The 26,487-nt window shown below is 70.1% G+C and carries 20 protein-coding genes and 1 tRNA gene; 12 read left to right on the top strand and 9 right to left on the bottom strand.

The genetic code is table 11. The annotated features are described in order from the left end of the window. Positions 1 to 16 precede the first annotated feature (16 nt). The 5 genes from H6726_17050 to H6726_17070 form a co-directional block, all read right to left on the bottom strand. Positions 17 to 3,436, bottom strand: coding sequence for a hypothetical protein (locus H6726_17050; protein ID MCB9659355.1), 3,420 nt, complete (start codon positions 3,434 to 3,436; stop codon positions 17 to 19). Positions 3,437 to 3,451: 15 nt separating this feature from the next. After that, complete coding sequence (locus H6726_17055) at positions 3,452 to 4,153, bottom strand: hypothetical protein (protein MCB9659356.1); 702 nt, start codon at positions 4,151 to 4,153, stop codon at positions 3,452 to 3,454. Continuing rightward, positions 4,150 to 5,325: a hypothetical protein gene (locus tag H6726_17060; GenBank protein MCB9659357.1), complete on the bottom strand. Its 1,176-nt coding sequence runs from the start codon at positions 5,323 to 5,325 to the stop codon at positions 4,150 to 4,152. Before H6726_17060 ends, H6726_17055 begins: the two co-directional genes overlap by 4 nt. 89 nt (positions 5,326 to 5,414) lie before the next feature. Then, positions 5,415 to 6,044 carry a prepilin-type N-terminal cleavage/methylation domain-containing protein gene (locus H6726_17065; GenBank protein MCB9659358.1) on the bottom strand — a complete coding sequence of 210 codons (630 nt, stop codon included), beginning with the start codon at positions 6,042 to 6,044 and terminating at the stop codon, positions 5,415 to 5,417. Next, positions 6,041 to 6,712: a prepilin-type N-terminal cleavage/methylation domain-containing protein gene (locus H6726_17070; GenBank protein MCB9659359.1), complete on the bottom strand. Its 672-nt coding sequence runs from the start codon at positions 6,710 to 6,712 to the stop codon at positions 6,041 to 6,043. The genes H6726_17065 and H6726_17070 overlap by 4 nt, the downstream gene beginning before the upstream one ends. Before the next feature lie 344 nt (positions 6,713 to 7,056). Here H6726_17070 and H6726_17075 point away from each other — a divergent pair. Continuing rightward, positions 7,057 to 7,140: transfer RNA gene (locus H6726_17075), tRNA-Leu, on the top strand. A gap of 265 nt (positions 7,141 to 7,405) precedes the next feature. On the opposite strand, the gene ruvA is transcribed toward H6726_17075, so the two are convergent. Both ruvA and H6726_17085 read right to left on the bottom strand, forming a co-directional pair. Next, positions 7,406 to 8,026 carry a Holliday junction branch migration protein RuvA gene (ruvA, locus tag H6726_17080; protein ID MCB9659360.1) on the bottom strand — a complete coding sequence of 207 codons (621 nt, stop codon included), beginning with the start codon at positions 8,024 to 8,026 and terminating at the stop codon, positions 7,406 to 7,408. Positions 8,027 to 8,060: 34 nt separating this feature from the next. Next, positions 8,061 to 8,669: a nucleotide exchange factor GrpE gene (locus H6726_17085; protein MCB9659361.1), complete on the bottom strand. Its 609-nt coding sequence runs from the start codon at positions 8,667 to 8,669 to the stop codon at positions 8,061 to 8,063. A gap of 147 nt (positions 8,670 to 8,816) precedes the next feature. Between H6726_17085 and dnaK the strand changes: the two genes are divergently transcribed. Genes dnaK through H6726_17100 form a run of 3 tightly spaced genes read left to right on the top strand, consistent with a single transcriptional unit; the run spans position 8,817 to position 14,057 of the window. After that, on the top strand, positions 8,817 to 10,661 hold the full coding sequence (gene dnaK, locus H6726_17090) for a molecular chaperone DnaK (protein MCB9659362.1): 1,845 nt from the start codon (positions 8,817 to 8,819) through the stop codon (positions 10,659 to 10,661). A 31-nt stretch (positions 10,662 to 10,692) separates the two neighbouring features. Beyond that, positions 10,693 to 12,714, top strand: coding sequence for a UvrD-helicase domain-containing protein (locus tag H6726_17095; protein MCB9659363.1), 2,022 nt, complete (start codon positions 10,693 to 10,695; stop codon positions 12,712 to 12,714). Positions 12,715 to 12,755: 41 nt separating this feature from the next. After that, positions 12,756 to 14,057: a beta-lactamase family protein gene (locus H6726_17100; GenBank protein MCB9659364.1), complete on the top strand. Its 1,302-nt coding sequence runs from the start codon at positions 12,756 to 12,758 to the stop codon at positions 14,055 to 14,057. Between the two features lie 9 nt (positions 14,058 to 14,066). Here H6726_17100 and H6726_17105 read toward each other — a convergent pair whose 3' ends face one another. Then, entirely contained in the window at positions 14,067 to 16,139 is a 2,073-nt protein-coding gene (locus tag H6726_17105; protein ID MCB9659365.1) for a PQQ-binding-like beta-propeller repeat protein, read from the bottom strand. Between the two features lie 292 nt (positions 16,140 to 16,431). Here H6726_17105 and H6726_17110 point away from each other — a divergent pair, with 292 nt between their 5' ends. Genes H6726_17110 through H6726_17135 form a run of 6 tightly spaced genes read left to right on the top strand, consistent with a single transcriptional unit; the run spans position 16,432 to position 22,670 of the window. Continuing rightward, a complete protein-coding gene (locus H6726_17110) occupies positions 16,432 to 17,895 on the top strand; it encodes an NAD(P)/FAD-dependent oxidoreductase (GenBank protein MCB9659366.1) in 1,464 nt (487 codons plus the stop codon). Positions 17,896 to 17,950: 55 nt separating this feature from the next. Beyond that, a complete protein-coding gene (locus H6726_17115; protein MCB9659367.1) occupies positions 17,951 to 18,388 on the top strand; it encodes a PH domain-containing protein in 438 nt (145 codons plus the stop codon). After that, entirely contained in the window at positions 18,388 to 19,287 is a 900-nt protein-coding gene (locus H6726_17120; GenBank protein ID MCB9659368.1) for a hypothetical protein, read from the top strand. The genes H6726_17115 and H6726_17120 overlap by 1 nt, the downstream gene beginning before the upstream one ends. Positions 19,288 to 19,332: 45 nt before the next feature. Continuing rightward, a complete protein-coding gene (gene mgtE / locus H6726_17125; GenBank protein ID MCB9659369.1) occupies positions 19,333 to 20,709 on the top strand; it encodes a magnesium transporter in 1,377 nt (458 codons plus the stop codon). Between the two features lie 9 nt (positions 20,710 to 20,718). Then, positions 20,719 to 21,732 (top strand): aldo/keto reductase, encoded by a 1,014-nt coding sequence (locus H6726_17130; protein ID MCB9659370.1) that lies wholly within the window; start codon positions 20,719 to 20,721, stop codon positions 21,730 to 21,732. Between the two features lie 44 nt (positions 21,733 to 21,776). Beyond that, a complete protein-coding gene (locus H6726_17135; protein MCB9659371.1) occupies positions 21,777 to 22,670 on the top strand; it encodes a hypothetical protein in 894 nt (297 codons plus the stop codon). A 69-nt stretch (positions 22,671 to 22,739) separates the two neighbouring features. Here the strand turns inward: H6726_17135 and H6726_17140 are convergent, their stop codons facing one another. Further along, positions 22,740 to 24,389 (bottom strand): DUF4034 domain-containing protein, encoded by a 1,650-nt coding sequence (locus tag H6726_17140; GenBank protein ID MCB9659372.1) that lies wholly within the window; start codon positions 24,387 to 24,389, stop codon positions 22,740 to 22,742. 272 nt (positions 24,390 to 24,661) lie between these two features. On the opposite strand from H6726_17140, the gene H6726_17145 reads away from it, so the two are divergent. Together H6726_17145 and H6726_17150 are read left to right on the top strand one after the other, a co-directional pair. Beyond that, positions 24,662 to 25,138 (top strand): DUF2505 domain-containing protein, encoded by a 477-nt coding sequence (locus tag H6726_17145; GenBank protein ID MCB9659373.1) that lies wholly within the window; start codon positions 24,662 to 24,664, stop codon positions 25,136 to 25,138. Positions 25,139 to 25,297: 159 nt separating this feature from the next. Further along, the gene (locus tag H6726_17150; GenBank protein ID MCB9659374.1) at positions 25,298 to 26,476 is read left to right on the top strand and encodes a sterol desaturase family protein; all 1,179 of its coding nucleotides are present in this window, start codon (positions 25,298 to 25,300) and stop codon (positions 26,474 to 26,476) included. Positions 26,477 to 26,487 lie beyond the last annotated feature (11 nt).

The following is a 26,487-nucleotide window of genomic DNA, read 5'->3' on the forward strand; positions in this document are numbered from 1 at the left end:
GGTAGCGCGCCCGCGCTCACTCGACGCGACGAACCGCGCCGACCGTCTGCACTTGGATGGGCGGCGCGGTGAGCGACAGACCGAGCGTCGCGACCGAGCCTCCGTCCGGTCCCCCCGAGCCCTGCCCGGAGATCTGCGCCACCAGCTCGAACTGGGGCGGCGAGGCGTCGGTCACATGGTAGCGCTGGGTGCTGCTGCCCACGTAGGGGTCGGTCTCGCTCACCTCGTTGGCCGCAGAGCAACGGGGCCGTGCCGCGATGCTGACACCCATCAGGAGCCCGTTCTCCAGCTGCTCGTACCCCGGCGTGGAGCTGTCGTACGCGATCAGGTCCGCGTTCCCGACGATGGGGTTCGGGAGCCGTCCGACGGGCTTGTGGATGTCACCGTCGTTGTCGATGTAGTCGACCGCCCACAGGCGGCTGTAGCCGAACGAGCACGCGTTGTCGGCCTCCACGTCAGTGGTGAAGCTGCCGAAGTAGACCACGCCGTTGAACAGCTCGAGCGGACCCGTGACCTGCTCACCCGGCCGCAGGGCGTCTTGCGCGTTCGACGCACCGTTCAGGATGTCCCAGTTCACCGCGACGTCGACGCCGGTCACCGTGAAGTTGCTGGGGTTGACGTTGATGGTCTCCGTCAGCGAGACCACACGGTTCACGGCGCCGCCGTCCTCGAGGAGATCCACGTTGCCGCTCGCCTGGATGATCACCACGCGTCCGTCCTCCTGCGTGGAGAGCAGCGGGGCGACATAGGCAGGCTGGCCCTGAGTCGCTCCGAGGCCGTGCGCCATGTCCCAGATGGCCTCGTAGTCCCAGTCGTCGGGGTTGGTGGACGAGAAGTCGAGGCGCCACAAGATGCCGTCGTGGTCGTTGAAGTAGGCCGCCTGCGCGTCGGAGCCCACGCTCCCTGGGAACACGGACACACCGCCGGTGAGAGGCGCGGGGAAGTCCGTGATCTCGCGGATGAGCTTGCCGCTCAGGACGTCTACGATGAACAGCGAGCGACCCACCGGGTCCCAGTTGCGGCGGCTGCCGCGCGGCGTGATGCCGCTGACGGTGTCTGGAATGTGACGCGGGTCCGACGGCGTGCTGGTGCCCGCGAGTGGCGCCCCGCCGTAGCCCCCGGGGAGGATGGCGACGGTGCGCTGATGCAGCGGCCCGGTCGAGAACTGCACGTTCACCTGGGCCAGGCGCGGCTGCCCGTAGGTCTGCCCCATGAGCGGGTTGGTGTACTGCCAGAGAAACTTGGGCGTGAACGGGTCGGTCACGTCGAGCGCGAAGTATCCGCGCGCGCCCTGCCGGAAGCCCATCACGAGCACGGTGCGCCACTCGGCCGCAGACCCCACGCCAGTGCGCGCCGTGATGACGTCCTGCACCACGGGGGTTCCGTCCAGCATCCACTGGTGGCTCGTCATGGTCTCCTCGAGCTCGTCCAGCAGGATGGGCGGGATGAAGCCCCACAGCTCGGTGCCACCCGTGTACGCGGTGCTCACGCCCGCGGACGTGCGGGTGTAGTCGTCGGCCATGAACGCGTGCAGGATGCCGTCGTTCGTCCCCACGTAGAGCACGCGCGGTCGGTCACCCACGACCTGCCGGTACTCGTTGAATGTCTCGTCCGTGCGGTCCGCGCCGGGGGGGCCCACGACGGTGGGCGACGAGTGGTAGATGGAGCCCATGCGCTTGTCGGCGCGCGCCGTGCCGGCCTCTCCGAAGGTCCACGACAGCACCTCGTCCCGACGAGCCGTGGCGGCCGCCGCGAGGCCCAGGTGCTGCGGTGTGATGCTGACCGCGCTGAACGGAACCGGGGTGGACGTGGTGGAGACTGGGGTGGGTCCGAGCGCCGGGGGGGTGAGGCTGCCCGGGAGCGAGCTCCCCTCGCTGCCGATCAGGTGCCCGTTGATGTCGGCCGCGTCGGGCACGACGGTCCACAGCGTGCGTGTGCCTTGGGTGTTGAGCAGCTCGTGAAAGCGGTCGGTGCTGTCGATGGGCTGCGCGACCGGGTTCAGGCCGTCACACAGAAAGCGACGACGCTCGAGGACGCCCTGCCAGGGCTCGTAGCCCAGTGACACCACCGAGAAGCTGGGGTTGAAGCCGGTCTGGAACTGGTACTGCGCCCCGCCGCCGACGCTCGCCGCCGCAAACGCGGGCACGGTGCGGGTCGTGGTGCCAGGCGCCGTCTGGCGCAGGATCTCCTCGAAGTCCACGCGCAGGTCCGCCGCCGTGGAGGGGAAGCGCGCACAGTCACCGCCGCTCGTGGGGCAGGTCTCGCCTGCGGTCGCGATGGCGTTGAGCGTGGTGCGCGCGTCGGTGTCGTTCGTGCGGATGTTCATGCCGATGACGTAGAGGCCGTCGAGCGGCCCGGACGCGTCGGTCAGACGAGCCGCGGTCGTCTCGGGAGTGTCGTACGGGCAGCGGTCGACGCCCCCGCTGACGACGCCTCCGGACTCGGTCCCGCCGTAGTGCTCGCAGTAATAGGGGTGCCCACGGAAGTCCATGTTGGGGCGACCATCGGTGAGCAAGATGGCGAAGCGCTGGCGACACGCGCGATAGGGGTCGCCCGTCACGCCGTTGGAGGGGCGCACGTCGGGGTGGTTGGCGAAGTAGTACTCGAGGTCCTCGAACATGGCCGCCACGGGCGTGCCACCGTGCGGGCGCAGGCCCGGCGTGTTGAGCGTGGCCTGGATGGCCGCATTGATGACGGTGTGGTCGTCGCTGGGGACGCCGGGCGTGGCGCTCTCGAAGCCCACCGACACCAAGCGCCCCGCGGTCGCCGTCTCGCTGCGCGAGCCGCTGTTCACGCGGCGGTCGTTGTTGTCCGGACACCCGAAGTAGCGGAAGCCCTCGCTGGGCCCGTAGGAGAACGCGCCCTCGACGCCGTTCGAGAGCGTCTCGTTGAACGACGCGTGCGGGATCAGCGCGCCATAGGGGATGTAGGTGGGGTGCGTGTCGAAGGTCATCAGACCGAACTTCACGCGGTCGACGTAGGTGTCGAGGATGCCGTTGTCCGCTTGGGTCGTGCCGTAGGGGTGCACGGCGTGCGAGAGGTAGTAGTCGACGTCGTATTGCCCCGTGTACACCGTCCCGCTCGGCCCCGTGCCAGTACGCACGGGGTCCGTGGTGCACGTGTAGTTCGTCCACTCACCCGTGAGGACCTCCAACACGTTGGCCCAGCGGTTGCGCTGCGGCGTGGCGGCGCTGCAGTCGGTCATGCACTCGCGACACGTCAGCGTCGTACACTCACAGTTCCCGACGTACTCCATGGATCCCGAGGAGTCGATCAGCAGCATGACCGCCGGACGGATCTCGCGGATGTCGGGCTGCGCCCCGACGGGAGAGGCCCCCGAGAAGAGGCCTGTAACGAGCAGGACGAGGGGCACCCACCCCGCACGGGCGACGCCGTGAGGGCTAGGGGCGAGGGAGGTTCGGGTGGGGTTTCGCATGATGGCTCCCAAGCTTCAGAGACGACCCGCGGGATAGTCGGTCTGGAGCGAAAACAGTCGGGTGGCGGCGGCGCTCTCGCCGGGGTGAAAGCCGTAGTCCAGCTCGGACGAGTTGGTCTCCACCCCGCTGGTCACCCCCGCCGCGGGGCGGAGGCGCGCGCGCGCCGTGTAGACGATGTGCATCTGGACCGCCGGAGCGCCGTCGCCGGAGCGCTCGCCCGCTCGGTTGAGTTGCGTGACGTACACGTCGTTCACGTCCACCCAGCGCACGGCCTCCCCGGGCTCGTGTGGGCCCAGCTGGTCCGTGGTGGTGGGCACGCCGCCCAGTAGGGTGAAGTCCGCGGGCGTCAAGCGGCCCACGTCGAACTGGTTGGTGCTGTAGTCGGTCTCGAGGCCTTGCATCTCCGGCGTGCCCCCCACGCCAGCCGACACCCCCAGCTCTCGGTCGCGCCGTAGCTTGTGGAGCAGCGTCTCGCTGCCCATCGTCGCGACGGCTGCTTGAGCCGTGAACGCGGTGCCCTCGCTGACGTACTCGGCCTGCATGGCCCGCCGCGAGTGGCCTGACGCGCGAAGCTCGAGGGAAGACGTGTGCATGGCGAAGATCGCCACGCCGCTGATCATCATCAGGACCAGCAGCACCACCAGCATGACGAGGCCGCGCTCGCGGGAGGGCACACGCGAGCGCCGCGCGAGGCGGGTCGGACGGGGGTGGCTCATCGGAGACCTCGGTTGGCGATGTTCTCGAGCATCACGACCTCCTCGGCGGACCGGACGTGCGCGGCGGGAGCCTGGCCCACGGCTTGGGCCGCGCTCATCCCTGGAGGGAGGCGTGGCAGGTAGCTGCGCAGCGAGGACCGTTGGTCCGCACGGGAGCCGGCCCAGGGGAAGTTGGCGTCCACCCCAGAGCTGCGACCTGCGAGACGCACGCGGGCAGCGCGCACCCGCGCGGGGGCAGCGTCCAGCTGCGCAGCGCCGCCGTCGTCGATGATCGGCTCGGTCAGCAGGGGCGCCGCCGTGCCGAGCGCCGTGTCCAGCACCAGGCTCACGTCGAAGTGCGCGAGGTACTCGAGCACCACGCGCTCCGAGTTCGGCACGGCGGTGTTCGCGTCCACGAAGTCCAGTTCGCGGCGCGCCAGGATCGTCTGTTCCACGCCACGGGCGATCCGCTCCGCGCTCGAGCCCCCCCGCGGGAGCAGCCACTCGAACGCGTTCCCGTCCGCGGGGGAGGCCGCATAATACTCCACACGGGAGATGGGGCTGATGCGCGCGCCCCGCCCATGTCCGAAGCAGCCCACGCTGATGGTGTCGTTGACGGTGATGGTCGCGCTCGCCCCGTTGACCGACGAGATCTGACGCGCGATGCGCCGGCCCGTCTCGGACACCAGGTAGACCCAACGCCCCACGCGGAATGCTTCGGCGAAGCGCTGCGCGTTGAGCGGGGCCCCGAAGCTGCGACGGAATGACTGACGCGTCTGCTGCAGGGTGATGGTGGTGCCCGCGACGATCTCGGCGACGAGGTAGTGGTCCCCGGTCGCGAAGTTGCCCGTCAGGATGAGGCCGTCGGCCTGGACCACGTTGTCGTCCGCGAGGGCCAGCTGGTCGCTGTATGCGTTGTGCTCCACCTGGAGCGCGCGCATGCGGAAGCCCGGCGTGACCGCACAACCGGCTGGGTTCGAGCCGCGGTCCCCGCTGCTCGCGGTCGCGCCGCTGTCGGGGGTGGCGCCTAGGCCGGCCCGCGAAAGGTCGCGGCGCAGCTGCTCCATGGCGCTGCGCACCCCCGCTTGCGTCTGGTTGATGCGGTTCTGCTCCCGGAACGCGCGGCTGGACCCAGCGCCCAAGCTGTAAGCCGTGGCAATGGTCATGGCGCCCGCGACCAACGCCACCAACATCTCCAGCAGCGTGAAGCCTGCGCGCGCTCGCCGACGGAGGCCGTGTCGTCCTGGGTTTGTGACGGTGCGCTCGCTCGTGATTCGCCGACTCACTGCGTTGCCCCCTGCCAGCGCACGACGGTGCTGCCATACACCACGCCGAAGTTCCGGATGTCGGCCACGGCGGCCGTCACCGCTGCCTGATCGTCCCCACAGCCCTCGATGAGCACACCCGCGTCCCGGTTGGGTCGGTGCCACCACGTGCGCACGTCCAAGCGGGCGACCTCGTCGCTGCCGGTCGCCATGCGCGTCCAGCGGAAGCTGGTGCAGTAGTCGGCGGGCGCCACGCCCGCTCCGGTAGGGATGGCCATGGGCGCGCCGTACCAATTGCTCGCCGCCGTGACCAGCGTGTCCCCCGCCCCGTTCGAGGCAGGCAGCAGCCACCCACTGGACCCCCCGACGGCGCCAGGGATCTGATCGAGCCACGTGATGGTGGTGTTCGCCGATGGCCCCCAGCGGGCAGCCTCGAGCTTGATTCGCTCGATCCAGAAGCGGTTCACCTCGGTGGCCGTCGTGACCTGGCGCGAGCGTCGAGCACCCTCCGCGGTGATGCTCTGCATGGAGAACACGGCCACGGCTCCAGCGGTCATGACCGCAATGGCCATCATCACCTCGACCAGGGTGAAGCCGCTGGTGACGGGCTCGCGACGTCGCGACGACTTCGGCGTCCCCCCGTTCACTGGGACACCCTCGCGGCTGCACCGAGCGGCGCAACCAGCTCGCGGTCTACGGAGATCGCCGCTGTGGTGCTGTCGAGCCGCTGCACGTGAAAACGGAAGCCGCCCCGCAAGCTACCTCCTGCCCCGCCGCCGTTCTCGGAGCTCATCAGACCGTCCGAGGAGGCGACCGCGCCAGCTCGCCAGAACGTGAGCCCGGTGGGCTCGTAGCAGAGGTCCGCAAGGGTCTCTTCCCACGTGCCCCGATCTCCCGTGGTGAGGAGCCCGAGCTGCAGCGTGTCTCCTACCATCTGCCGTTGCCGTGGGTCGAGCACCTCCGTGCAGAACCCCGTGGGGCCGCAGCCGGCGGCGATGATCGCGGCCCAGTTGCTGACATTGCAGCTGCTCGTGTTGCCCTCGTAGGCCACGAGCCCGCCCTGCCCATCGTTGTCGGCCAGGGTGAAGCGCAGCAGCTGGGCGCGACCGCTCCCGTTCGCTCGCGCCCTGGCCCCGTTGAACATGTTGACGATGCGCCCCGCGAGGTCCTCGGCGCGCGCGTCGCCGAACGAGTTCATCATCGCCGGACCAGCCAAGCCAATCATCACGGCGATGATGGTGACGACGGCCATCATCTCCACCAACGTGAAGCCCTGCGGTCCCAGGGAGCGGTTCGAGTGAGGACGGAAACGCACGAAGGCGCAACTATGCAAGGAACGTACCTCAGCGTTCAGGAGGAGGCATCCGACGTGATCCTCGGTGAGATGGCTTGGCCCTCGGCTGCGCACAGCCTGCATTCGGTGCAGGGCTACGAAATCTTTTCGTGGCGTCACGGCGTGATCGTCTTTTCTCACCAGCACTGACAACCATGGCTGATGGTGGTGAGGAGACTGTAGAGGACTCGTCCCCACTACCCGAAGTACCTGACCATCGACACCACGCGCGACGCGCCCGAGAGTAGACCCTAGAAGACACGAAGATGACGCAACGGCCTTGACAGACACCCCCTCCCGGCGTACATCGGCGCCTCCACACGCCCGCGGAAGTGGCGGAATTGGCAGACGCGCATGATTCAGGTTCATGTAAGGTAACACTTGTGGAGGTTCGAGTCCTCTCTTCCGCACCCCTGGAGCTCTCGCAGCTCTGAACGCAAGCCCGGCTCACGCTGGGCTTTCGTTTTTCGGTGGCCCAGCTCACTGCTGTCCCCTCGCCGTCCTGGCCGGCCGACGTCCTGGCTGACGTCCTGGCCGGCCGACGTCCTGGCCGGCCGACGTCCTGGCCGGCCGACGTCCTGGCTGACGTCCTGGCTGACGTCCTGGCTGACGTCCTGGCGACGTCCTGGCTGACGTCCTGGCCGAGACCATCCAGAACCGGGCCTGCGCAGGGCGTCAGGACAGCGCAGAGAGGGCCTCGCGGAGGACCACCTCGACCGGCCGCTCGACCTCGTCGTGCTCGGTCACCCCCTGCACGGCGCGCTCGGCGTCGGGTCGCTTGTAGCCCATCAGCACCAGCGCGTTGACGACCTGGGCGACCACGCCCGTGGCGGCTGGCTGCGTGGGCTTGCGGATGGCGGCGCGGGGCACGCTCGTGACGCTGGGCGCGAACAGGAGCTTGTCCTTGAGGTCCAACAGGATTCGCTCGACGGTCTTGCGACCCACCCCGGAGATGCCCTTGAAGGCGTTCTTGTCCTCCGTGGCGATGGCGTGCGCGAGCTCGGGCGCCGAGAGGCTGGAGAGGATGGCCAGCGCGAGCTTCGGGCCGATCGAGTTCACGGTCAGCAGCGCGCGGAAGGCGGCCTTGTCCTCGGCCGTGTCGAAGCCATAGAGCACCAGCGCGTCCTCCCGCACGTGGGTGTGCACGTGCAGCAGGACTTCGCCCTCCTCACCTTCGGGGAGGCGACCCACGGTGCCCAGGGGGACGTACAGCTCGTAGCCGACGCCACCCACCTCGAGCACCACGAGGCCCTCGAGCCCCTGCTGCACGACGGTCCCCCGGAGCCGCCCGATCACGGCACGCTCCAGCCACGGGCGCGCGCCACGTGACTCACTCGGACTCGGTGCCCGCGTCGCTGACCGCCTCGGGCGCGGGGGCGCTGGGGGCCTTGGAGACCACCACCATGGCGGCTCTGAGCAGGCGCTCGCCCAGGCGATAGCCGGCGACCACCTCGGTCAGGACGGTCCCGGGCGGGTGCTCGGCGCTCTCCACCTGCTGGATGGCGTCGTGCAGCGTGGGGTCGAAGCGCTCGCCCTTGGCGACGATGCGGGTGGCCCCCATGCGCGCCGCCACGTCGTCGAAGCTGCGCAGGACCATCTCGATCCCCGAGATGACGGCGGCCACGTCGGTCGCCCCACGGGAGGCCTCCACGGCGCGCTCCAGGTTGTCGATGATGGGCAGGATGTCGCGCAGGCTGTCCTCCCGGCCGCGACGCAGCGCGTCCTCGGCGTCACGGCGCGCGCGCTTCCGGAAATTGTCGAAGTCCGCCATGGTGCGCAGCAGCTGGTCCTTGAGCTTGTCGCGCTCGGCGGTGACCTGCTCGAGCGGGCTCAGGACCTCGGCCGCGGCACCCTCGGCCCCAGGCACGGCACCTTCATTGGCGCCCGGCGCGTCGGTGGACTCGTCGTTGGGGGTGGGGTTCTCGTCTTGGTCGCTCACGGGTGGTCCTTGCTGCGGGGTTGGTGCGCGGGACCATAACCCCTCCCCGCGGTGCCGACAACGGACGGCGACGCCACGAAGGGGGAAAGTGTGTATCGCCGCGCGGGCCTGTCGCGGTATAAGAGGCTCGGAGACACTGAGAGGAACATGGGCAAAGTCATCGGTATCGACCTCGGGACGACCAACTCCTGCGTGGCGGTCCTCGAGAACGGCGAGGCGCTGGTCATCCCCAACGCAGAGGGGAGCCGCACCACCCCGTCGGTCGTCGCGTTCACCAAAGAGGGTGAGCGCCGCGTCGGGAGCGTCGCGAAGCGCCAGGCCGTGACCAATTCGGACAACACCGTCTATGCCGTGAAGCGCCTGATGGGCCAGGAGTACGACTCGGAGGACGTCGCCCGTTTTCGCGACTTGGTGCCCTATCGTGTGATCCAGAACACCAATGGCGACGCGTGGGTGCATGCGGGTGGGCGCGACCTGTCGCCCCCCGAGCTGAGCGCCATGATCCTCGAGACCATGCGCGACGTGGCGGAGTCCTACCTGGGCGAGAAGGTCACCGAGGCGGTCATCACCGTCCCGGCCTACTTCAACGACGCTCAGCGCGCGGCCACCACGGCGGCCGGCAAGATCGCGGGCCTCAACGTGCAGCGCATCATCAATGAGCCCACCGCAGCGGCCCTGGCCTACGGCTTCAAGGAGCGTGAGGGCCAGCGCGTGGCCGTGTACGACCTCGGCGGCGGCACGTTCGACATCTCGATCCTGGACATCCGCAAGGGCGTCTTCACGGTGCGGGCCACCGCGGGCGACACGCACCTCGGGGGCGAGGACTTCGATCACCTGGTGCTCGAGGAGCTGGCCCGGCGCTTCAAAGAGAGCACGGGCATCGACCTGATGCAGGACCGCATCGCGCTGCAGCGGCTCAAGGAACAGGCCGAGAAGGCCAAGCACGAGCTCAGCTCGTCCCTTCAGACCGAGATCAACCTGCCCTTCATCGCGGCCGACGCCACGGGCCCGAAGCACCTCGAGACGACGCTCAAGCGCAGCGAGCTGGAGATCCTGGTGACGGGCCTGATCGACCGCACCCTCGGGCCCTGCGAACAGGCGCTGGCCGACGCGGGCGTCACCAAGGAGGAGATCGACGAGGTGCTGCTGGTGGGCGGCTCCACGCGCATGCCCCTGGTGCAGAAGCGGGTGGCCGAGTTCTTCGGCAAGCCGCCGCACAAGGGCGTCAACCCGGACGAGGTCGTGGCGCAGGGGGCCGCCATCCAGGGCGCCGCGCTGACCGGCGAGGTGGACGCGGTGCTGCTGCTGGACGTGACCCCCCTCTCGCTGGGCGTGGAGACGGGCGGCGGCGTGTTCTACCCGCTCATCCCGCGCAACACGACGGTGCCCACGCGCGCGAGCGAGGTGTTCACCACCAGCATGGACAACCAGCCGTTCGTGCCGGTGCACGTCCTGCAAGGCGAGCGCGAGATGGCGGCGGACAACAAGTCGCTGGCGCGCTTCGAGCTGGCGCCCATCCCACCCGCTCCCCGCGGCGTGCCCGAGATCGAGGTGGCCTTCGACATCGACGCGAACGGCATGCTCAACGTCACCGCCAAGGACATCCGCACGGGGCGCGACCAGAGCATCCGCGTCACGGCCTCGAGCGGCCTGAGCGAAGACCAGATCAACCAGATCATCGCCGACGCCGAGAAGTTCCGCGCCAGCGACGTGGTGCGCAAGGAGCTGGCGGAGCTCAAGAACAGCGCCGAAGCGCTCCTCTACACCAGCGAGCGCGCCGTAGTGGAGTGCGCCGAGCTGGTGCCCGACCCTGTGCTCAAGCGCGTGCAGGTGGACATCGACCGCGTGAAGGCCATGGTCGCGGGACAGCCCAGCGCGGGTGAGCTGCGCGACGCCCTCCAGCAGCTGGAGCTGAGCGCCTACGGCATCGCCGAGGCCATGTACGCCACGGACGCCATGGGCTCCGGCGAGGGCGACGCGGGCGAAGGCTGACGGCGGGCCGTTCGCGGGTCAGACTCCGGGCATGAGCCTCAACCCCGCGCAGCGCGCCGCTGTGGAACACGACCAGGGCCCCATGCTGGTGTTGGCCGGGGCCGGCTCGGGGAAGACGCGGGTGATCACCACGCGCATCGCCCGGCTGATCGAGCGGGGGGCGCGGCCCGAGAGCATCCTCGGGGTGACCTTCACCAACAAGGCCGCGCGCGAGATGGCGGAGCGCATGGTCCCGCTCATCGGCCGCGAGCGCACGGAGCGCGTGTGGCTCAGCACGTTCCACTCGCTCGGCGTGCGCTTCCTGGGCGAAGAGGCCAAGCGCTTGGGGTTCGAGGGGGGGCGCTTCGTCATCTTCGACCAAGGCGACTCTCTGGGTCTGGTGAAGGACATCCTGCGCAGCGAGATCGGCGTCACGCGCAACGTGGACGTGCCGTCGCTCATGACGCGCATCTCGCTGTGGAAGAACGCGTTCAAGGGGCCGGACGAGATCCCCCCGTCCAGCTTCGAGTACGACGCCATCGCGCGCGAGGTCTACCCGCACTACGAGGAGCGCATGCGGCGCATGCACGCGGTGGACTTCGACGACCTCGTGGTGCTGCCCGTGCGCATCCTGCAGGAGCACGACGACGTGCGCGAGAAGTGGCAGGCGCGCTTCCGCTACCTGCTCATCGACGAGTTCCAGGACACCAACAAGAGCCAGCTGGAGCTGGTGCGGGCGCTGACCAACAGCCTGAACAACGTGTGCGTGGTGGGTGACGACGACCAGTCCATCTACGGCTGGCGGGGGGCCGAGGTGGGCAACATCCTCGACTTCGAGCGCACGTTCCCGGGCACCAAGGTGGTCAAGCTGGAGGACAACTACCGCAGCTACGAGCAGATCCTGGCGGTGGCCAACGCCGCCATCGCGCAGAGCCGCGGCAAGCGCCACGGCAAGACGCTGCGCGCGGCGCGCGGGCTGGGCGACAAGGTGCGCCTCGTGACGACGAACGACGCGGCGGCCGAGGTGGAGTTCGTGGTCAACGAGATCCACGACCTGGCGCAGAACCACCGCGTGCCCTACCGCGACATGGCCGTGCTCTACCGCAGCAACGGGCAGGCGCGCATCTTGGAGGAGGAGCTGCGCGCGAACGGCATCCCGTACCAGCTCTTCGGAGGGACGCAGTTCTTCGACCGCAAGGAGGTCAAGGACGCCATCGCCTACCTGCGCGTGGTCGTCAGCACGCGCGACGAGCTCTCCATCCGGCGCGTGATCAACACGCCGCCGCGCGGGCTGGGCGACACCAGCCTCGACCGCATCGCGGGGCACGCCAAGCTGCACGGCCTGACGCTCTTCGAGGCGCTGCAGCAGGCGGAGCAGGTGCACGGCATCACCGAGCCGGCCAAGCGTGGGGCCGAGCTGTTCACGCAGTGCATCCTGAACGCGCGCAACAGCCTGCTGCGCGAGAAGGCGGACCTGGTTCCGACGACGAAGCGCCTGTTCGAGGAGGCGGGCTACACCCGCATGCTGAGCGCCGGGGCCGACAAGGACTCGAAGCGTCGGGAGGAGAACTTCGGGTTCCTGATGCGCAGCGTGGAGCGCTACGCCAACGCGCCCAGCGCGGGCAAGGCCAGCCTCAGCGTGTTCCTGACGCGGCTGACGCTGCGCGTGGACCAAGAGGAAGAGGTGGCCGGCAACAAGGTCACGCTCAGCTCACTGCACAGCAGCAAGGGGCTCGAGTTCCCGGTGGTGTTCTTCATCGGCTTGGTGGAGGGCATCCTGCCGCACGCGCGCACGACCGACCCCAAGGTGAACGAGGCCGTGCTCACCGACGTGGACGAGGAGCGGCGGTTGTTCTACGTGGGGGTCACGCGCGCCATGAACCGCCTGTACCTGACGAGGCCGCTGCGGCGCACCAGCCGTGGGCGGGTGGTGCCGCTAGCGCCCACGCGCTTTCTGAGCGGGCTGCCCCAGGACGCGTACGAGGCCTACCAAGGGCGCGGACGCGAGCGCACCAGCGTGCAGGAGACGGCCGACTTCGCGGCGCAGATCCTGGCGCAGCTGAACGCGAAGTAGTGCGCGAGCGCACGGACGCAGCTCGGCGTACGCTCTCGCCCATGACGGAGCACTCCGAGCACGGGCAGTTCGAGCCGGCCTTCACGCGCGTCGCGGAGGCCTTCTTCACGTCCACCCGCAAGGCCGAGGGCGGCGGCGCGTTGGCGGTCTTCCAAGACGGCGCGAAGGTGCTGGACCTGTGGGGCGGGCGGCGCGACCCGAGCGGCGCTCCGTGGGAGGAGCACACGCCCTCGCTGTCCTTCTCCACGACCAAGGGCGTGGCCAGCGTCGCGCTGCACATGTGCGCGGACCGCGGGCTCATCACGTACGACGCACCCGTCGCGCGCTACTGGCCCGAGTTCGCGCAGGCCGGCAAGGACGGCATCACGGTGCGACACGTGCTGTGCCACGAGGCGGGCCTCTACGACGTTCGAGGACTGCTGGACGATGCACACCAGCTGCTGGACTGGGAGCACGTGGTGGGGGCGCTCGCGGCCGCCACACCCGCGCACGCCCCGGGGCGCTTCAACGCTTACCACGCGCTGACCTACGGCTACCTGGTGGGGGAGCTGGTGCGGCGCGTGTCCGGCGTGCACCTGCGCGACTTCGTGCGCACCGAGCTGGCCGAACCTCTGGGGCTGGACCACCTGCACATCGGCGCGCCGCCCGAGGCCGTGGCGCAGGCCGCGCGCTACTTCCCGCTGCCGGAGGGCGAGCTGCGGCGACGCGGCGGGCGACACGCAGGGGCCAGCGGGAGCGCAGGCGGGTCGCTCGGCGGCCCCGGTGGCGTGAACCACGGAGGAGAACGGTCAGCGGGTCGGAGGAGGGGCGCGAGCCTGCGCGGCCGCGCGCAGCGCGCGGGCGTCCTGGCGCTCCGCCGCGCGGGGATCCCCCTCGACCAAGAGCGCTTCGTGCGCGCGCTCGCGCCGCGCGGGGTCGCGGCGCTGGACTGGTCCGCAGACGCGACGCTGGCCGCGTGCAACCCCAGCGCAGGCGGGCTGTTCACGGCGCGCGCGCTGGCCAAGCTGTACGGCGCGCTGGCCGTCGGGGGCACGCTCGACGGCGTGCAGGTGCTCTCGCGCGAACGGATCCAGCAGCTGGCGACGCTGCAGAACCGACGCCCCGACGGAGTGCTGCTGCTGCCCATGCACTGGCGCATGGGCTTCCACAGCATCGCCTCGAAGCGCGGCTTCCACCCCGGGGCGTTCGGGCACTACGGCTTCCGCGGTTCGGGCGCCTTCGCCGATCCGAAGCGGCGCATGAGCGTCGCCTACGTGACCAACTGCGGTGTCGGGAGCCCCATCGGTGACGGGCGCATCTTCGAATTCGCAGGCATCGCCGCGCGCTGCGCAGGACGCGGCTGACGGACCGCCTCAGCGGTGGATCCCGGCCCGCTCTCCGGTGACCGGGTCCAGCTCGAACAAGAAGCCACGGTAGTCCACGAGCAGGAGGCGCCCTTCGTCAGCGTGGAGGTAGCGGGCGTCGCGGCCGCTGACCGCCTCGAAGGCGAGGCTGCGCGCGCCCGTCGTGAGGTCGATCTCGACCACGTCGCGGAGGTTGTCGAGGGTGAACAGGCGTCCGTCCCAAAGCGCAGGCCCGCTGAGCACGGACTGGAGACCGCCCGACATGTCATGGGGCGAGACGAGGGTGCGCGCTCCGCTGGCCTCGTCGACTGCGACCAACGCGTCGAAGTTGTAGGAGCCGACCAAGAAGCGGCCCCGCGCACGGTCGTGGACCAAGCCACAGGCGTTGTTGAACGCGTTCGTGCCATCTGGGACGCTCGCGCTGGAGCGCACCAGCTGGTCCCCGGTCGCGAGGTCCACGGTGACGAGTGCACTCCGTGTCAGCACGTGGACGGCGCCTGCATCCGCGTCGTAGGCGAGCCCCTGCGGCTGGTACAGGTCGACCCCCTCGCTGACCAGCGTCGCGGTGTGCGTGTCCACGTCCACGCGGTAGAGCCTCCCGGCCAGCGTCTGGTCCGCAGCGATCACCGCCCGCTCCCCGGGCACGGGCGTCACGGTCATGAGCTGCTCCGAGTGCGGGGTGAACACCTTCCCCGAGGGCGAGAACGTGAGGATCCCCTCCGGGAGCACGCCCACCACCGTGTCGCCGACGAAGACCGCGTCCGACACGAACCGTGGGGTGTCGCCACGGGGGAACTCGCCGCCCATGTGCCGGGTGCGCTGCGCGTCGAACGTGGAGACCGAGAGCAGGCCCCGGGCGAGGTCGCTCACGACCAAGCGCTCACGCGTCGCGTCGAGGAACAGCGCGCTGGCGAAGTAGGTGGCGAGGTTGACGTCCGCAGGGTTGGAGGAGAAGACGCTGCGGTCGCCCGTCGCGAGATCGATGGCCACGATGGGGAAGCCCGCGGAGGTGTTGGCTCGGTCGAACACGAAGGCGCGGCCGCCAGCTTCGTCGAGGGCCAGTGCGGTGACGCCCACCAACGGATCGCCTTGTCCCTGACCCGCGCCGCTGACGAGCCGGCGTGCGCCGGTGGACGTGTCCACCGCCACGAGACCCAGCGTCTGGTCCGTCACGTACAGGGTGTCCCCGTCGGCCGTGAGCTGGGCCGCCTGAGGAGCGACGAAGGCCGTGAGCGCGTCGGGGACGCTGGACGACGAGAGCATCTGACGGTCCCCGGTCGCGAGGTCGACCACGACGATGGCGGGCCCTGCGGCGTCGATCACGAAGAGGCGCCCGGCGACGTTGTCGAGGGTCAGGTGGATGGGGTCTTCGATGACGGGGGCGGCGGGGTGGGTCGCGGCCGTAGACAGCGGCGACCACGTCTGGGTGGCAGGGTCGAGGGCGTAGACCCCACGGGAGCCCAGGCTTCCGGGCTCACGCGCGCCGACGAGCACGCGGCCGCTCGCGTCCAGGACCGCACCCTGGACCGCGCGCGCCCCCGTCCCGAACACGGAGACGTCGGCGCCGGGGCTGACGGTGAGCGCGCTCAGGTTGGCCACCGCGAGGCGTAGGTTTCCGCCGTCGACGTAGTGGAGCTCGTCGCGCGCGGAGTCGTAGTGGAAGCCACGCGGGCTGGCCAGGTCGTGGTGGAGCACGATGGACCGTGTGTCCCGCGCCTCGTTGCCGGAGGTGTCGGTCGCGACCACCTCGAAGACGCCCCCGCCGTCCGAGGTGTCCACGGCGATGGTCCAGCTCGCGTACCCGTCGGTGGTGGTGACCGGCTGACCATCGACCTCCACGGACGCGAGCGCGACGTCGTCACCAGCGACGCCGCGGAACGTGAAGGTGCCGTGCTGCGTGAACCCGCTGAGCGCAGGGAAGGTGAACTCGACGGTGGGCGGCGTGCGGTCGGGCTCGGGGCCCACGTCCGCCGTGACGGGAGGGCTCTCGCTGCCACCGCACCCCACGAACGAGAGGGCGAGAGCGAGAGCGGTGGCGAGGATCGCCACGGGCTGGCGGCGAAAGAGATGGAGTGTGCGCATAGGCCCCAAGCTACGGAGCAGACCGCGGGGGCTCGCCTGTGAAACGACGCGCGTGAGAAGCGTGTGAGGTCCACGCCGACCCGAGAGAGCGCTCAGGACCGTGCGGGCGAAGCACGTCGCGAGCCTCCCCGTTCGCCACCGTCCCCACCGCGCGACGCGCCCGTCCGGCCGCCGAGCCGCCCAGCGCCGACCCAGCGCGCGAGGTCTGCCAGCCTGTGCGCTGACGACCGGAGGCAGCGCGAACGACCCGCTGGCGGCAAGCAGGAGCCATCGGGTGAGGCCTCGGCACGACATGCGACCGTGCGAGCGAGCGGCACCGTTTGAACCCCCTCGTCGTGGGTCGCGATCGCTGCGGACCGGCTACACTCCCGCCACGATGACGACGACCGTGCGAGAGACCTTCGACGTGGTGGTGGTGGGCGGCGGCACGGCTGGCCTCCACGCCGCCGCCGAGCTCGCGTCCCAAGGGCTGCGCGTCGTAGTGCTGGAGAAGCGTCGCGAGGGACACAGCGGGGCGCGCTGGTGCAATGGCGTGTTGGCCTGGCAGCTGGCCCGCGCTGGGCTCGACACGCGCTGGATCGACGGCCATCCGCGCGTCGGCGCCTCCCACCTGGTGAGCCCCACGGGGCGACACCGCTTCACCATCGCGGACAACCCCATCATCGAGGCGGACATGCGCGCCTTGGTCGAGCACCTCCTGGCCCGCGCGCTCGCGGCCGGCGTGGACGTGCGCTGGGAGGTCCGCGATCCGTCAATCACGCTCCGAGGCAAGCGCCCGGTGGAGCTCTCCGCGCGCCAAGGCGACCGCCGACTCGTGCTCGAAGCGGCACTGTTCGTGGACGCGGCCGGGCTCCGAGGCGTGCTGCGCTCGCAGGTCCCGGAGCTGTCTCGCGCCTGCCCTCCCTGCGCGCCTGCGGACCTGTGCGCGGCGCAGCAGCTCATGCTGCGCATCGACGACGCCGACGGGGCCCGCGCGTTCCTGCGCGAACACGCCGCAGCCCCGGGGGACGTGGTCTCCTGGCTCGCGACCGCGGGCGGCTACTCCACGGTGAACGTCGGCGTGGACCCCTCGTTCGAGCACGTCTCGGTGCTCGCAGGCTCCATCCCGGCCGGGGGCGCTCCGAGCGCCGCGGCGCTCGTGCGGCGCGTGCGGGCAGCGCACCCGTGGATGGGAGAGCCGCTGTTCGGGGGAGGCGGCGCCATCCCGCTCCGGCGTGTCTACGACCGCTTCACCGCCCCCGGCGTCGCGCTCGTGGGCGACGCGGCGGGCCAGGTCATGACGGGCCACGGCAGCGGTATCGGGTTTGGACTGATCGCGGGCAAGATGCTGGCGGAGGCCGTGGGCGGCGCGTCGGACCCGGGAGCGCCAGACGCCCTGTGGCGCTATCAGGCCCACTTCCTGCGCGCGTTCGGCGGCACCCTCGCGGCCTACGATGCGGTCCGCAGGATGAGCTGCGCGCTGGGGTCGGAGGGGATCGAGGCGTTGTTCGCGCTGGGGATCTTCTCGCCGTCGCTCGTGCGCCCGGGGCTCGATCAACGCCGAGGCGCGCTCGCTCCGCGGGAGGCGCTCCGCGCCGGAAGGCAGCTCGTGCAGCGACCAGCGCTGGCGCGGGTCGTCGTCCCGACGCTGGCGACGTTGGGCGCGGCGGACGCGCTGTATCGTGCATACCCACGACGCAAGAGCGGGCGTGCATTCGCGGCGTGGGAGGCCACAGCGCGGCGCCTGCTCCCGCGCCAGGGGCCCGGCGTGGCTTGATCATGCCGCGAGCGGGGTTTCGCGACGCGGCCACGCTCAGGCATACTACGAGCCCATGACGACGGAGACGCAGCCCCCCGAGCAGACCCTCTTCAGCGGCCACCCGGCGCTGCTGCCCAGCGCGCTCGCAGCGCTCGTCGCTATCCTGACGCTGGGTCTGGCGCTGCCGTTCCTGTGGTATCGCTCGCGGCAGGTGCACTACCGCATCACCACCCAGCGCATCATCCTGGAGCACGGCATCCTGTCCAAGCGCATGGACCAGGTGGACACCTACCGCATCAACGACTTCGTCGTGGAGCGCCCGTTCGGGCAGCGGCTGATGGGCACCGGCAACATCGCGCTCACCTCCATCGACCGCACCAACCCGGAAATGCGCATCGAGGGCATCAAGACCGACGTGCTGGCGCTGTACGAGAAGCTGCGCGAGGCCGCCCAGGACCAAAAGATGCGGCGGGGCGTGCGCACGCTGGACAACTCCGAGCACGCAGTCTGATGCGACCCCTGGTGTGTGCAGCCTGTGGCGCCGAGCTGGCGCTGGCCACGGAGCCAGAGCCCGGCCGATTGGTGTGCGCGGAGTGTCAGCACGAGCACCGCGCCTCGACCGCACCTCCCCCGCCGGAGAATCCCACCGCCGAGTTCCGCGAGCAGGACGAGGTGCTGGTGCTGTGGGGCGAGCGCTGGTGGCCCGCTCGTGTCCAGCGCGTGGTCGCCGAGGACATCTGGCAAGTGCGCTACGACGGGTGGCCAGCAGAGCTGGACGAGATCGTCAACGTCGCCCGAGTGCGCGCGCGACGGGCGACGAACAAGGCGCTGTCGCCCAAGCTGTTCGCGGGGCTCGTGATGGCCGCGAGCGCCGTCGGGGTGGGCATGGGTGCGTGGGGCTTGGGTGTGCCGGAGGTCGTCCCGGCCGGCGAGAGCAGCCCGCTCTCCGAGCGCGGTCCCATCACACCGACGGGGCTCTCGGTCCCGACGGGGCTCCGTATCCCCCCCGGCACCGAGCTGGAGGTGCAGTGGAACGAGAGCTTCTACCGGGCTGTGTGCAAGACGCACTACGGCGACGGGAGCCTGGCCGTCCACTACGTCGGCTGGAGCGAAGCCTTCGACAGTGAGGTCGACGAGGCCGACGTGCGCATCTCGGAAGCCGCCATCCGCGCCTCTCGAGGCCCTGTGGACGCCCATGGTGCCCCCGTGACAGAGGCCTCGCCCGTGTATCCAGGGGACGTACTCGACGTCCTGTGGCGCGACGCGTACCACCGCGCGGTGGTGCTCGAGGTGCATCCCGACGGGCAGCTGCGGGTGCACTACGCGGGCTGGGAGGACGAGCTCGACGAAGACATCCCGCGCGAGCGGGCGCGCCGGGTGTTGGCGGCGGACGACGCGCTCCCCCCGTGACGCGCGCGAGGATGCGGCGCAACCGCTTTGTGGTAGGAGTCCGGCATGCGTCTGTCCTCGCTGCTGGGCCCGGACCTCCGGGCCGTCCTCGAGAGTGACCCCGAGTCGCTGCGGGACGCATTGGGGGAGTTCCACGCCGAGGACATCGCGGAGATCCTGGACGACCTGGAGCCCACCGACCGCGTGGCGCTCATGCAGGTGCTGACGCCGGAGTTGGCCGCCAGCGTGATGGAGCGCATCAGCCCGGAGCACCAGGTCTCGTTCCTGCGCGCCATCTCGCCCACGGACGGCGCGCAGGTGCTCAGCGAGATGGACCCGGACGACCTCGTCGACGTCCTCCAGGAGCTCGAAGACAAGGAGCGCGCGCCGCTGCTGGACGAGCTCGAGCGCTTCGACGTGGAGGCCGCGGACGAGGCGCGCGAGCTGGTGCTCTACGGGCCCGAGACGGCCGGCGGTCTGATGACCACGGAGTACGTCGCGCTACCACCGCAGACGAAGGTGTGGGAGGCCATCGAGGCCGTACGGCGCGCGGCCGCCGAGGGCGAGGTCGAGTCCATCTATTACGTCTACGTCTGCGGCTACGGCGAGAAGCTGCTGGGCGTGGTGTCGCTGCGCGACCTGATCCTGGGCGACCCCGGCCACGAGCTGGAGCACGTGATGACCGAGAAGGTCGTGCACGTGGGGCCGCTGGACGACCAGGAGAAGGTCGCCGACATCATCGCCCGCTACGACCTCAGCGCGGTCCCGGTGGTGGACTCCGACTTCGCGCTGCTCGGCATGGTCACGGTCGACGACGTGGTGGACGTCGTGATCGAGGAGGCCACGGAGGACGCGCAGATGATGGCCGGCGTGATGCCGCTCGAGGACTCGTACTTCGCGACGGGCCTGCTCGAGTTCGTCTGGAAGCGCGGTGTCTGGCTGGTGCTGCTCTTCCTGGGGCAGCTGCTGACCGCCACGGTGATGGAGGTCAACCAGCTGACCCTGCAGCGCACCATGGAGCTCGCCCTGTTCATCCCGCTCATCATCTCGTCGGGGGGCAACGTGGGCTCGCAGTCGTCGACGCTGATCATCCGCGCGCTGGCGGTGAGCGAGGTCGAGGCCACCGACTGGCTGCGCGTCGTCGCGCGCGAGCTGAGCGTTGGCTCTCTGCTGGGGCTGGTGCTCGGCGCCATGGGGCTGCTGCGTGGCTACGTCGCTGGCGAAACCGTGGCGCCATGGGCGCTCGCCACCGTGGTGTCGGGCAGCATCCTCGTCATCGTCTTGATGAGCGCCGTGGTGGGCGCCGTCCTCCCGCTGATCATCAAGCGCCTGGGGTTCGACCCCGCCGTGTCGTCCACGCCCTTCATCGCCTCGGTGGTGGACGTGCTGGGCCTGATGGTCTACTTCGGCATCGCCCAATACGTGTTCTCCATGGCAGGCTGAGCCCCCTCGATGACCCCTCCCTACGCAGCGCGCGTTGCGCTCCGCGGCTGCAGCACGCAGCCCACACCGCTCACCCTCGGCACCTGGGGGGTCATGACCGACGCCTACCAGGACGTGCTCGGCGACGACGCGTTCCAGGGCCTCGTACAGGAAGCCTTTCGACTCGGGCTGCGCAGCTTCGACCTTGCGCTCCTGTGGGACGGCGAGCGCGCCATGCGGCTCATCGCCGAAGCCCTCGGGCCCGACATCGCGTCGTGCTTCTTCTTCCTGCGCGCGGGCCGCGAGCCAAGCCGGAACCTCAACAAGCCCATGGACGTGGACTTCGGACTGAAGGCGTTGCGGCGAAGCGTCGAGCGCGCGTTGACGCAGCTGGGGGTCGCCCGGGTGGACATGCTGCTGCTTCACGCGCCCCCGCGAGCGCTGGTGGAGCGCGGTGAGACCATGCAGGACCTCGACGCGCTGCGCAGCGAGGGGTTGGTGAACGCCATCGGCCTCAGCACGACGAGCGGCGCCATCGCGCTGACCGCGCTCGAGCAGGGCTTCGCCTGCGCGGCGATGCCCTACAACGCGGTACAGACACACGCGGTGCGCGAGCTGGACGAGGCCTTCCCCGAGGTGGAGGGTGAGAGCCCACGCTGCGTGCTCGCCCACTCCGCGCTGCTGCACGGGGTGCTCGCGGCGCGTGTGCCCGCGGGGCACGTCTACCCGCCCGGAGACCACCGACGCGACCGTTGGAGCGAAGAGGCGCTGCGCTCGCGCCTCTACCACGCCCGCGCGCTCGGTGACCTCGTCAATCGACACACGGACGACTACCGCAAGCAGGCCACCCACATCCCAAACTTGGCGGCGCTCGCGCTGCGCTTCGCCCTCTCGCACCCGCGCGTGGCCAGCGTGTGCATCGGGCCACGTGACGTGAAACACCTCTCCCTGCTCGTGGACGGGATCGCCAAGGCAGAGCCGCTCACGCTGGACCCCAAAACCTTGGCCGAGGTCGAGACGCGGCTTGCCGCTGCTGGCGCCTGACACGACCTGTGCAGCGCGGTCAGGGCTGGTAGTCTCTCGGGGTCATGTCGAATTGCACCTCTTGCGGCGCGGGGTTGGACTCCTCTGCGCGACAGTGCCTCTACTGTGGAACGGTCACCGCCTACGGGCTGGAGATGCAGCGCCGCGACGCAGAGCACGCGCGACAGCGAGAGCTCCAGCAGCACGCCTTCGACCTGCACAAAGCGGCCGGCCAGAAGAACCAGGCATCGACCGTGCTGGACCAGAACGCCACCTACGCGCTGGTGACGAGCCTGATGGGCAGCCTGTGCTGCTGCTTCCCGGCCTCGATCGCCTCCATCGTGTTGTTCTTCCGGGTGCGCTCCATCGCGCGCGAGCACGGGCTCGTGCTACCCACGCGGGCCATGGTGGCGCTGGTCATCTCCGTGCTCGGGCTGCTCGCGTCGGTGGGTGCCTACACGACATTCGTGCTCGAGCAGCGGGCGCACGAAGAACGGGTGGAGCGGCTGCGCGCTCAGCTCGCGGGGCCACGGGCGCAGCCCACCCTGGACCGCGTGACCGCCTGCGGCCTGGCGGAGCTGCACGTCCTCGAGAACGGGTTCGGAGGCACGGCGGGCATGTCCGTCAAGGACATCCTGTGCCCTGGGCACGTGACGCAGTCCGGCGAGACCGCCACGCTGGACGCGTTCCAGTTCCGGGCGGGCAGCACGACCGAGGCGCTGCGGGTGTGCCTCGCCCAGGCGCCGACGTGGAGCGTGCTGGGCTTCCGGCGCGCAGTGGCCTGCGACCAGCCGAGCGACCTCGAGCCGACGGCGACACCCGACGCCGGCCCCCCGGGCAGCGCCACTCCGCCCACCTCTGGCGACGACGTCCCCAGCCCCGAGGGTGCCGGCAGGACGTCCGCCCTCGGGGCGCCGTCGGCCCCGGGCGAGGTCGACGAGGCCGCCGCCGTGAAGTGATGCGGCGAGCGCGGGGGTCGCGCCGCGGGACGGTGGTGGGGGTGGCGATGCGGCTGGAGAGTCCGGCCGTCAATCATGCGCGAGCCGACACGCGAGCCCGTCCCCGAGCTCGCAGCCACGCTGGAAGTCTGCGCGAGAAGCCGCGTGATCGCCGAGGTGGTGGCGCGTCCCACCACGCTCACGATACGCGCGGCCGTCCGCGGGATGGCGGGCGATGTACGCGTCCCACAGCGCCACGATCTCCGGCAGACGGCGCAGCCCGATCAGCGCCGTGTCGTAGTCGCGCGCGGCCTCGTAGCTGTCGGGCTCCGCCTCGACCCGCGCCGCGAGATGCTCGAGCGTCGGTCGCTCGGGGTCGTCTGGGCTGATGAGCTGATAGACCCACCAAGTGTGCAGCCGCTCCGCTGCCCGGTTGTTCGGTTCGAACATCAGCGCTGCGTCCAGGAGACGAAGCGCGCGAGCGCGTTGGTCGCGGGGCAACCCGTGCGCCCATGCAGCGAGGCACTGTGCCGCGTGAGAGGCCACGTCGTGGGCTCGTGCGCTAGCAGGGTCGAGGTAAAGGAAGGTGGTGGCCGCCTCCACCGCGCGCTCGGGGTCGTCGAGCGCTGCCAGCGCCATGTAGCGTGCGTGAAGGCCCAGATCACTCTGCGGCTTCAACCGCAACGTCGCGTCCGCATCCGCGAGCGCTTCGGAGTAGCGTCCCATGCCCAGATACAGATCCGCGCGGGTGTTGAAGAAGTACGCATGCTCACCCACGGCGAGGGCTTCGTTGCACGCCGAAAGCGCGCGCTCGTGCTCCTGGGCACGTGTTGCCACCGCGCAACGGTCCGCGTCCGCGAAGCCGGCCAGGAGCGCCAACGCCGGGTTGTCGGCCAGGTGCTCGCGCGCAGTCCGCACGAGCGCATCCATCGCCGCGTACGAGCCCCCCCAGCGGGGCGCGAGGAAGCGCATCTCGGTCTCGTAGGGAGTCAAGCAGTGCGGGCACTCCAGCTTGGCACGAGCGAGTGCAGAGGCCGCGGCCGCCACGTCTCCCTGCTCACGCGCCACGGAGTACAGCCCGAGCCAGGCTTGCACGTTGAACGCGTCGCGAGCGGCCCCAGCCTCGTAGTCGGCGCGGGCTCCCTGGAGAATGCGCTGGAAGCTCGCCCGCTGTTCGTCCGACACCGTGTTCTCGAACCCCGCGCCCCGGTGACGCCACGCGAGCGCCTGACGATGCGCCGCGCGCGCGAGGAGCGCGCCAGCGAAGTCTGGACGTGCCTGCACCCAGGCATCCAGCGGTTCGGTCAGGCGGGGGTCCGAGCTCCTGAAGGCGTCCTTCGCATCGGCCAGCCAGCGCTCCTTGCGCGCGTCCTCACGATATGCTGCGTCGATGGCCGCCAGATGGCGCTCGAGTTCATCGAAGCGACGCAGCCGCAACAGCGCTTGGAGGCCGATGGAGTCCACCCGCTGCAGCGGGTAGCCAAACGCATCCGTGCCCTCGCCTCCGACCAGCGGCAGGGACTCGGGCGCAGGCCATGGAGGCAGCACGACGTAGGCTCCCGGGGGCGGGGCTTGAAGCCAACCCGGTGCGTCCGGGTTCTGCCCCGCGGGTGCCGCCGTCGGCACGAGTGACATCCCAGCATCCCGTAGCTGCCACCAGACCGCGCCCACGACGCCAACGCAGACCGTGGAGGTGAAGACCACGGCGATGACGACCTGCTTTGCTCCCCAACCGCTCATGGCCGGACTGTAGCCGAGGTTGGGTGCGTTCGGATCGACGAACGGTCGGCGCCGCTCGCGAGGTCCTCGACCGCGAACCGGGATGGGGTTCTTCGTGCCCAAGCGCTCGTCTCATGGTGTGCGTGGGCGCATCGTGGCGACGGCGAACACCCCCGAAGCCACGCGCGAGTAGAAGCGCTGGCGCGGCGGCGCACAGGAAGAGTAGCATCGCGGGCCGTGCGCCCGCGGGCGCGGCCCCCACCATCCCAGCGAGAGAGACCAACGTGGCCAGTGTGACCTTCAAGTTCAAGCAAGACGTCGAGACCGTGTACGCCTTCGTCAGCGACCCTGACGCCGTGCGCAAGCGCTCCGAGGCGTTCGGCGACCGCGACATCCGCATCGACGTCAACGAGGCAGGTGGGACCAAGACCGTCAGCAACACGCGCCTCGTCACCGCCGACGTGCCGGCGTTCATGAAGAAGCTCTTCAACCCGACCAACACGGTCGTGGACAAGAAGGCCTGGCGCAGCGAGGGCGACAAGCGGGTCGGCAAGCTGGACGTGGACGTGCAGGGCACACCCACCGAGCTCCACGGCACCATCACCATCGCGCCGGCGGCCAGCGGCTGCACCTACACCGTGGACTTCAAGGGCACGGCCAAGGTGCCCCTCATCGGCAAGAAGATCGAGGCGTACGTCGAGGAGCAGTCCGAGAAGGGCATGCGCGAAGAGTTCGAGTACAACCAGAAGCAGCTCGACGCAGCGGGCTGAGGCGAGGCGCCCGTGAGCACCGAACACGAGCAGGACGAGGACACGTCGCCCCCCGCCACGGCGGAAGGGGCCGGTCACGCGGGCTCGGGCGGAAGCGCAGCTGGCGAGCGCCCCACGGACGGTGCGGCCTCGAGCGTCAGCGACGGCGGGCTCACGGGCATCTCGAGCCTCGCGTCGGCCCACGGCGCGCTCCAGACCGGGCGTGGCCTGGTGTCGGGCGTCATCGCGTTTTCGCTCGCGGTGCTCAGCCTGCTCGGGGTCATCGGCTTCCGCTTCCCGGCCTATCTGTCCACACCCGAGTTCCGCGCGGTCTACGACGTGACCACGCTGCGCTACCTCATGGCGGGGGGCATGGTGCTCGCGGGCAGCATCTCCATCGTGAACGGCGTGCTCGGCCGCACGCGCTGGCTCGCCGCGTGGACCTTCGGCATCCTGGTGGTGGCCCAGCTGCTCGGCGGCCCCACCACGCCCATCCCGGACTTCCCGGACAACACGCCGTACCTGGGGCTCGACTTCCTCATCCTCGACCTGCTGGGCTCGACCATCGTGTTCGTGCTGATCGAGAAGGTCCGCCCGCTGCGCCGTGACCAGCCGGTGTTCCGCGCCGAGTGGCAGAACGACCTGACCCACTTCTTCTTCAACCACCTGGTGGTCGGCTTCGTGCTGCTGGTGACCAACCGCGTCGTGCACGGCGGGCTGGGCTGGGCGGCCAACGACGGCGTGCAGGCGTTCATCAACGGCCTGCCGTTCGTGCTGCAGCTGTTCCTGGTGGTGCTGGTGGCGGACCTCATGCAGTACGGCGCGCACCGCGCCTACCACGAGGTGGGCTTCCTCTGGCGCTTCCACGCCGTGCATCACAGCGCCAAGGACATGGACTGGCTGGCCGGCTCGCGGCAGCACATCCTCGAGCTGATCGCCACGCGCATCCTGGTGCTGTCGCCCATCTTCCTGCTGGGCTTCTCGCAGCGCGTGATCGACGCCTACGTCATCATCGTGGGCTTCCAGGCAGTGTTCAACCACTGCAACGTCAACGTCCGGCTCGGGCCACTGCGCTACATCCTGGTGACCCCGAACTTCCACCACTGGCACCACTCGCGCGACACCGAGGCCGTGGACAAGAACTACGCCGCGCACTTCGCGTTCTTGGACTACCTGTTCGGCACGGCGGTCACGGCGGACCGCGTGTGGCCCGACCGCTACGGCGTGATCGGCGACTACATCCCGGTGGGGTTCCTCAAGCAGCAGGCGTTCCCGTTCATCGGCAGCACCGAGAGCCGCGAGCGCCCCACGCTGCCCCCCGAGTCGCACACCTGGGCGCCGCCTCCGCCCGGTGAGTGAACGAGCCAGTT

Source organism: Sandaracinaceae bacterium, from assembly GCA_020633055.1.
Classification (GTDB): domain Bacteria; phylum Myxococcota_A; class Polyangia; order Polyangiales; family Houyiibacteriaceae; genus JADJJE01.

Coding starts and splice junctions, on each gene's coding strand:
- H6726_17055 (MCB9659356.1), bottom strand. CDS start 4,153: ATGAGCCACCCCCGTCCGACCCGCCTCGCGCGGCGCTCGCGTGTGCCC.
- H6726_17115 (MCB9659367.1), top strand. CDS start 17,951: ATGACGACGGAGACGCAGCCCCCCGAGCAGACCCTCTTCAGCGGCCAC.
- dnaK (MCB9659362.1), top strand. CDS start 8,817: ATGGGCAAAGTCATCGGTATCGACCTCGGGACGACCAACTCCTGCGTG.
- H6726_17130 (MCB9659370.1), top strand. CDS start 20,719: ATGACCCCTCCCTACGCAGCGCGCGTTGCGCTCCGCGGCTGCAGCACG.
- H6726_17140 (MCB9659372.1), bottom strand. CDS start 24,389: ATGAGCGGTTGGGGAGCAAAGCAGGTCGTCATCGCCGTGGTCTTCACC.
- H6726_17100 (MCB9659364.1), top strand. CDS start 12,756: ATGACGGAGCACTCCGAGCACGGGCAGTTCGAGCCGGCCTTCACGCGC.
- H6726_17105 (MCB9659365.1), bottom strand. CDS start 16,139: ATGCGCACACTCCATCTCTTTCGCCGCCAGCCCGTGGCGATCCTCGCC.
- mgtE (MCB9659369.1), top strand. CDS start 19,333: ATGCGTCTGTCCTCGCTGCTGGGCCCGGACCTCCGGGCCGTCCTCGAG.
- H6726_17120 (MCB9659368.1), top strand. CDS start 18,388: ATGCGACCCCTGGTGTGTGCAGCCTGTGGCGCCGAGCTGGCGCTGGCC.
- H6726_17060 (MCB9659357.1), bottom strand. CDS start 5,325: ATGTTGGTGGCGTTGGTCGCGGGCGCCATGACCATTGCCACGGCTTAC.
- H6726_17110 (MCB9659366.1), top strand. CDS start 16,432: ATGCGACCGTGCGAGCGAGCGGCACCGTTTGAACCCCCTCGTCGTGGG.
- H6726_17095 (MCB9659363.1), top strand. CDS start 10,693: ATGAGCCTCAACCCCGCGCAGCGCGCCGCTGTGGAACACGACCAGGGC.
- H6726_17135 (MCB9659371.1), top strand. CDS start 21,777: ATGTCGAATTGCACCTCTTGCGGCGCGGGGTTGGACTCCTCTGCGCGA.
- H6726_17050 (MCB9659355.1), bottom strand. CDS start 3,436: ATGCGAAACCCCACCCGAACCTCCCTCGCCCCTAGCCCTCACGGCGTC.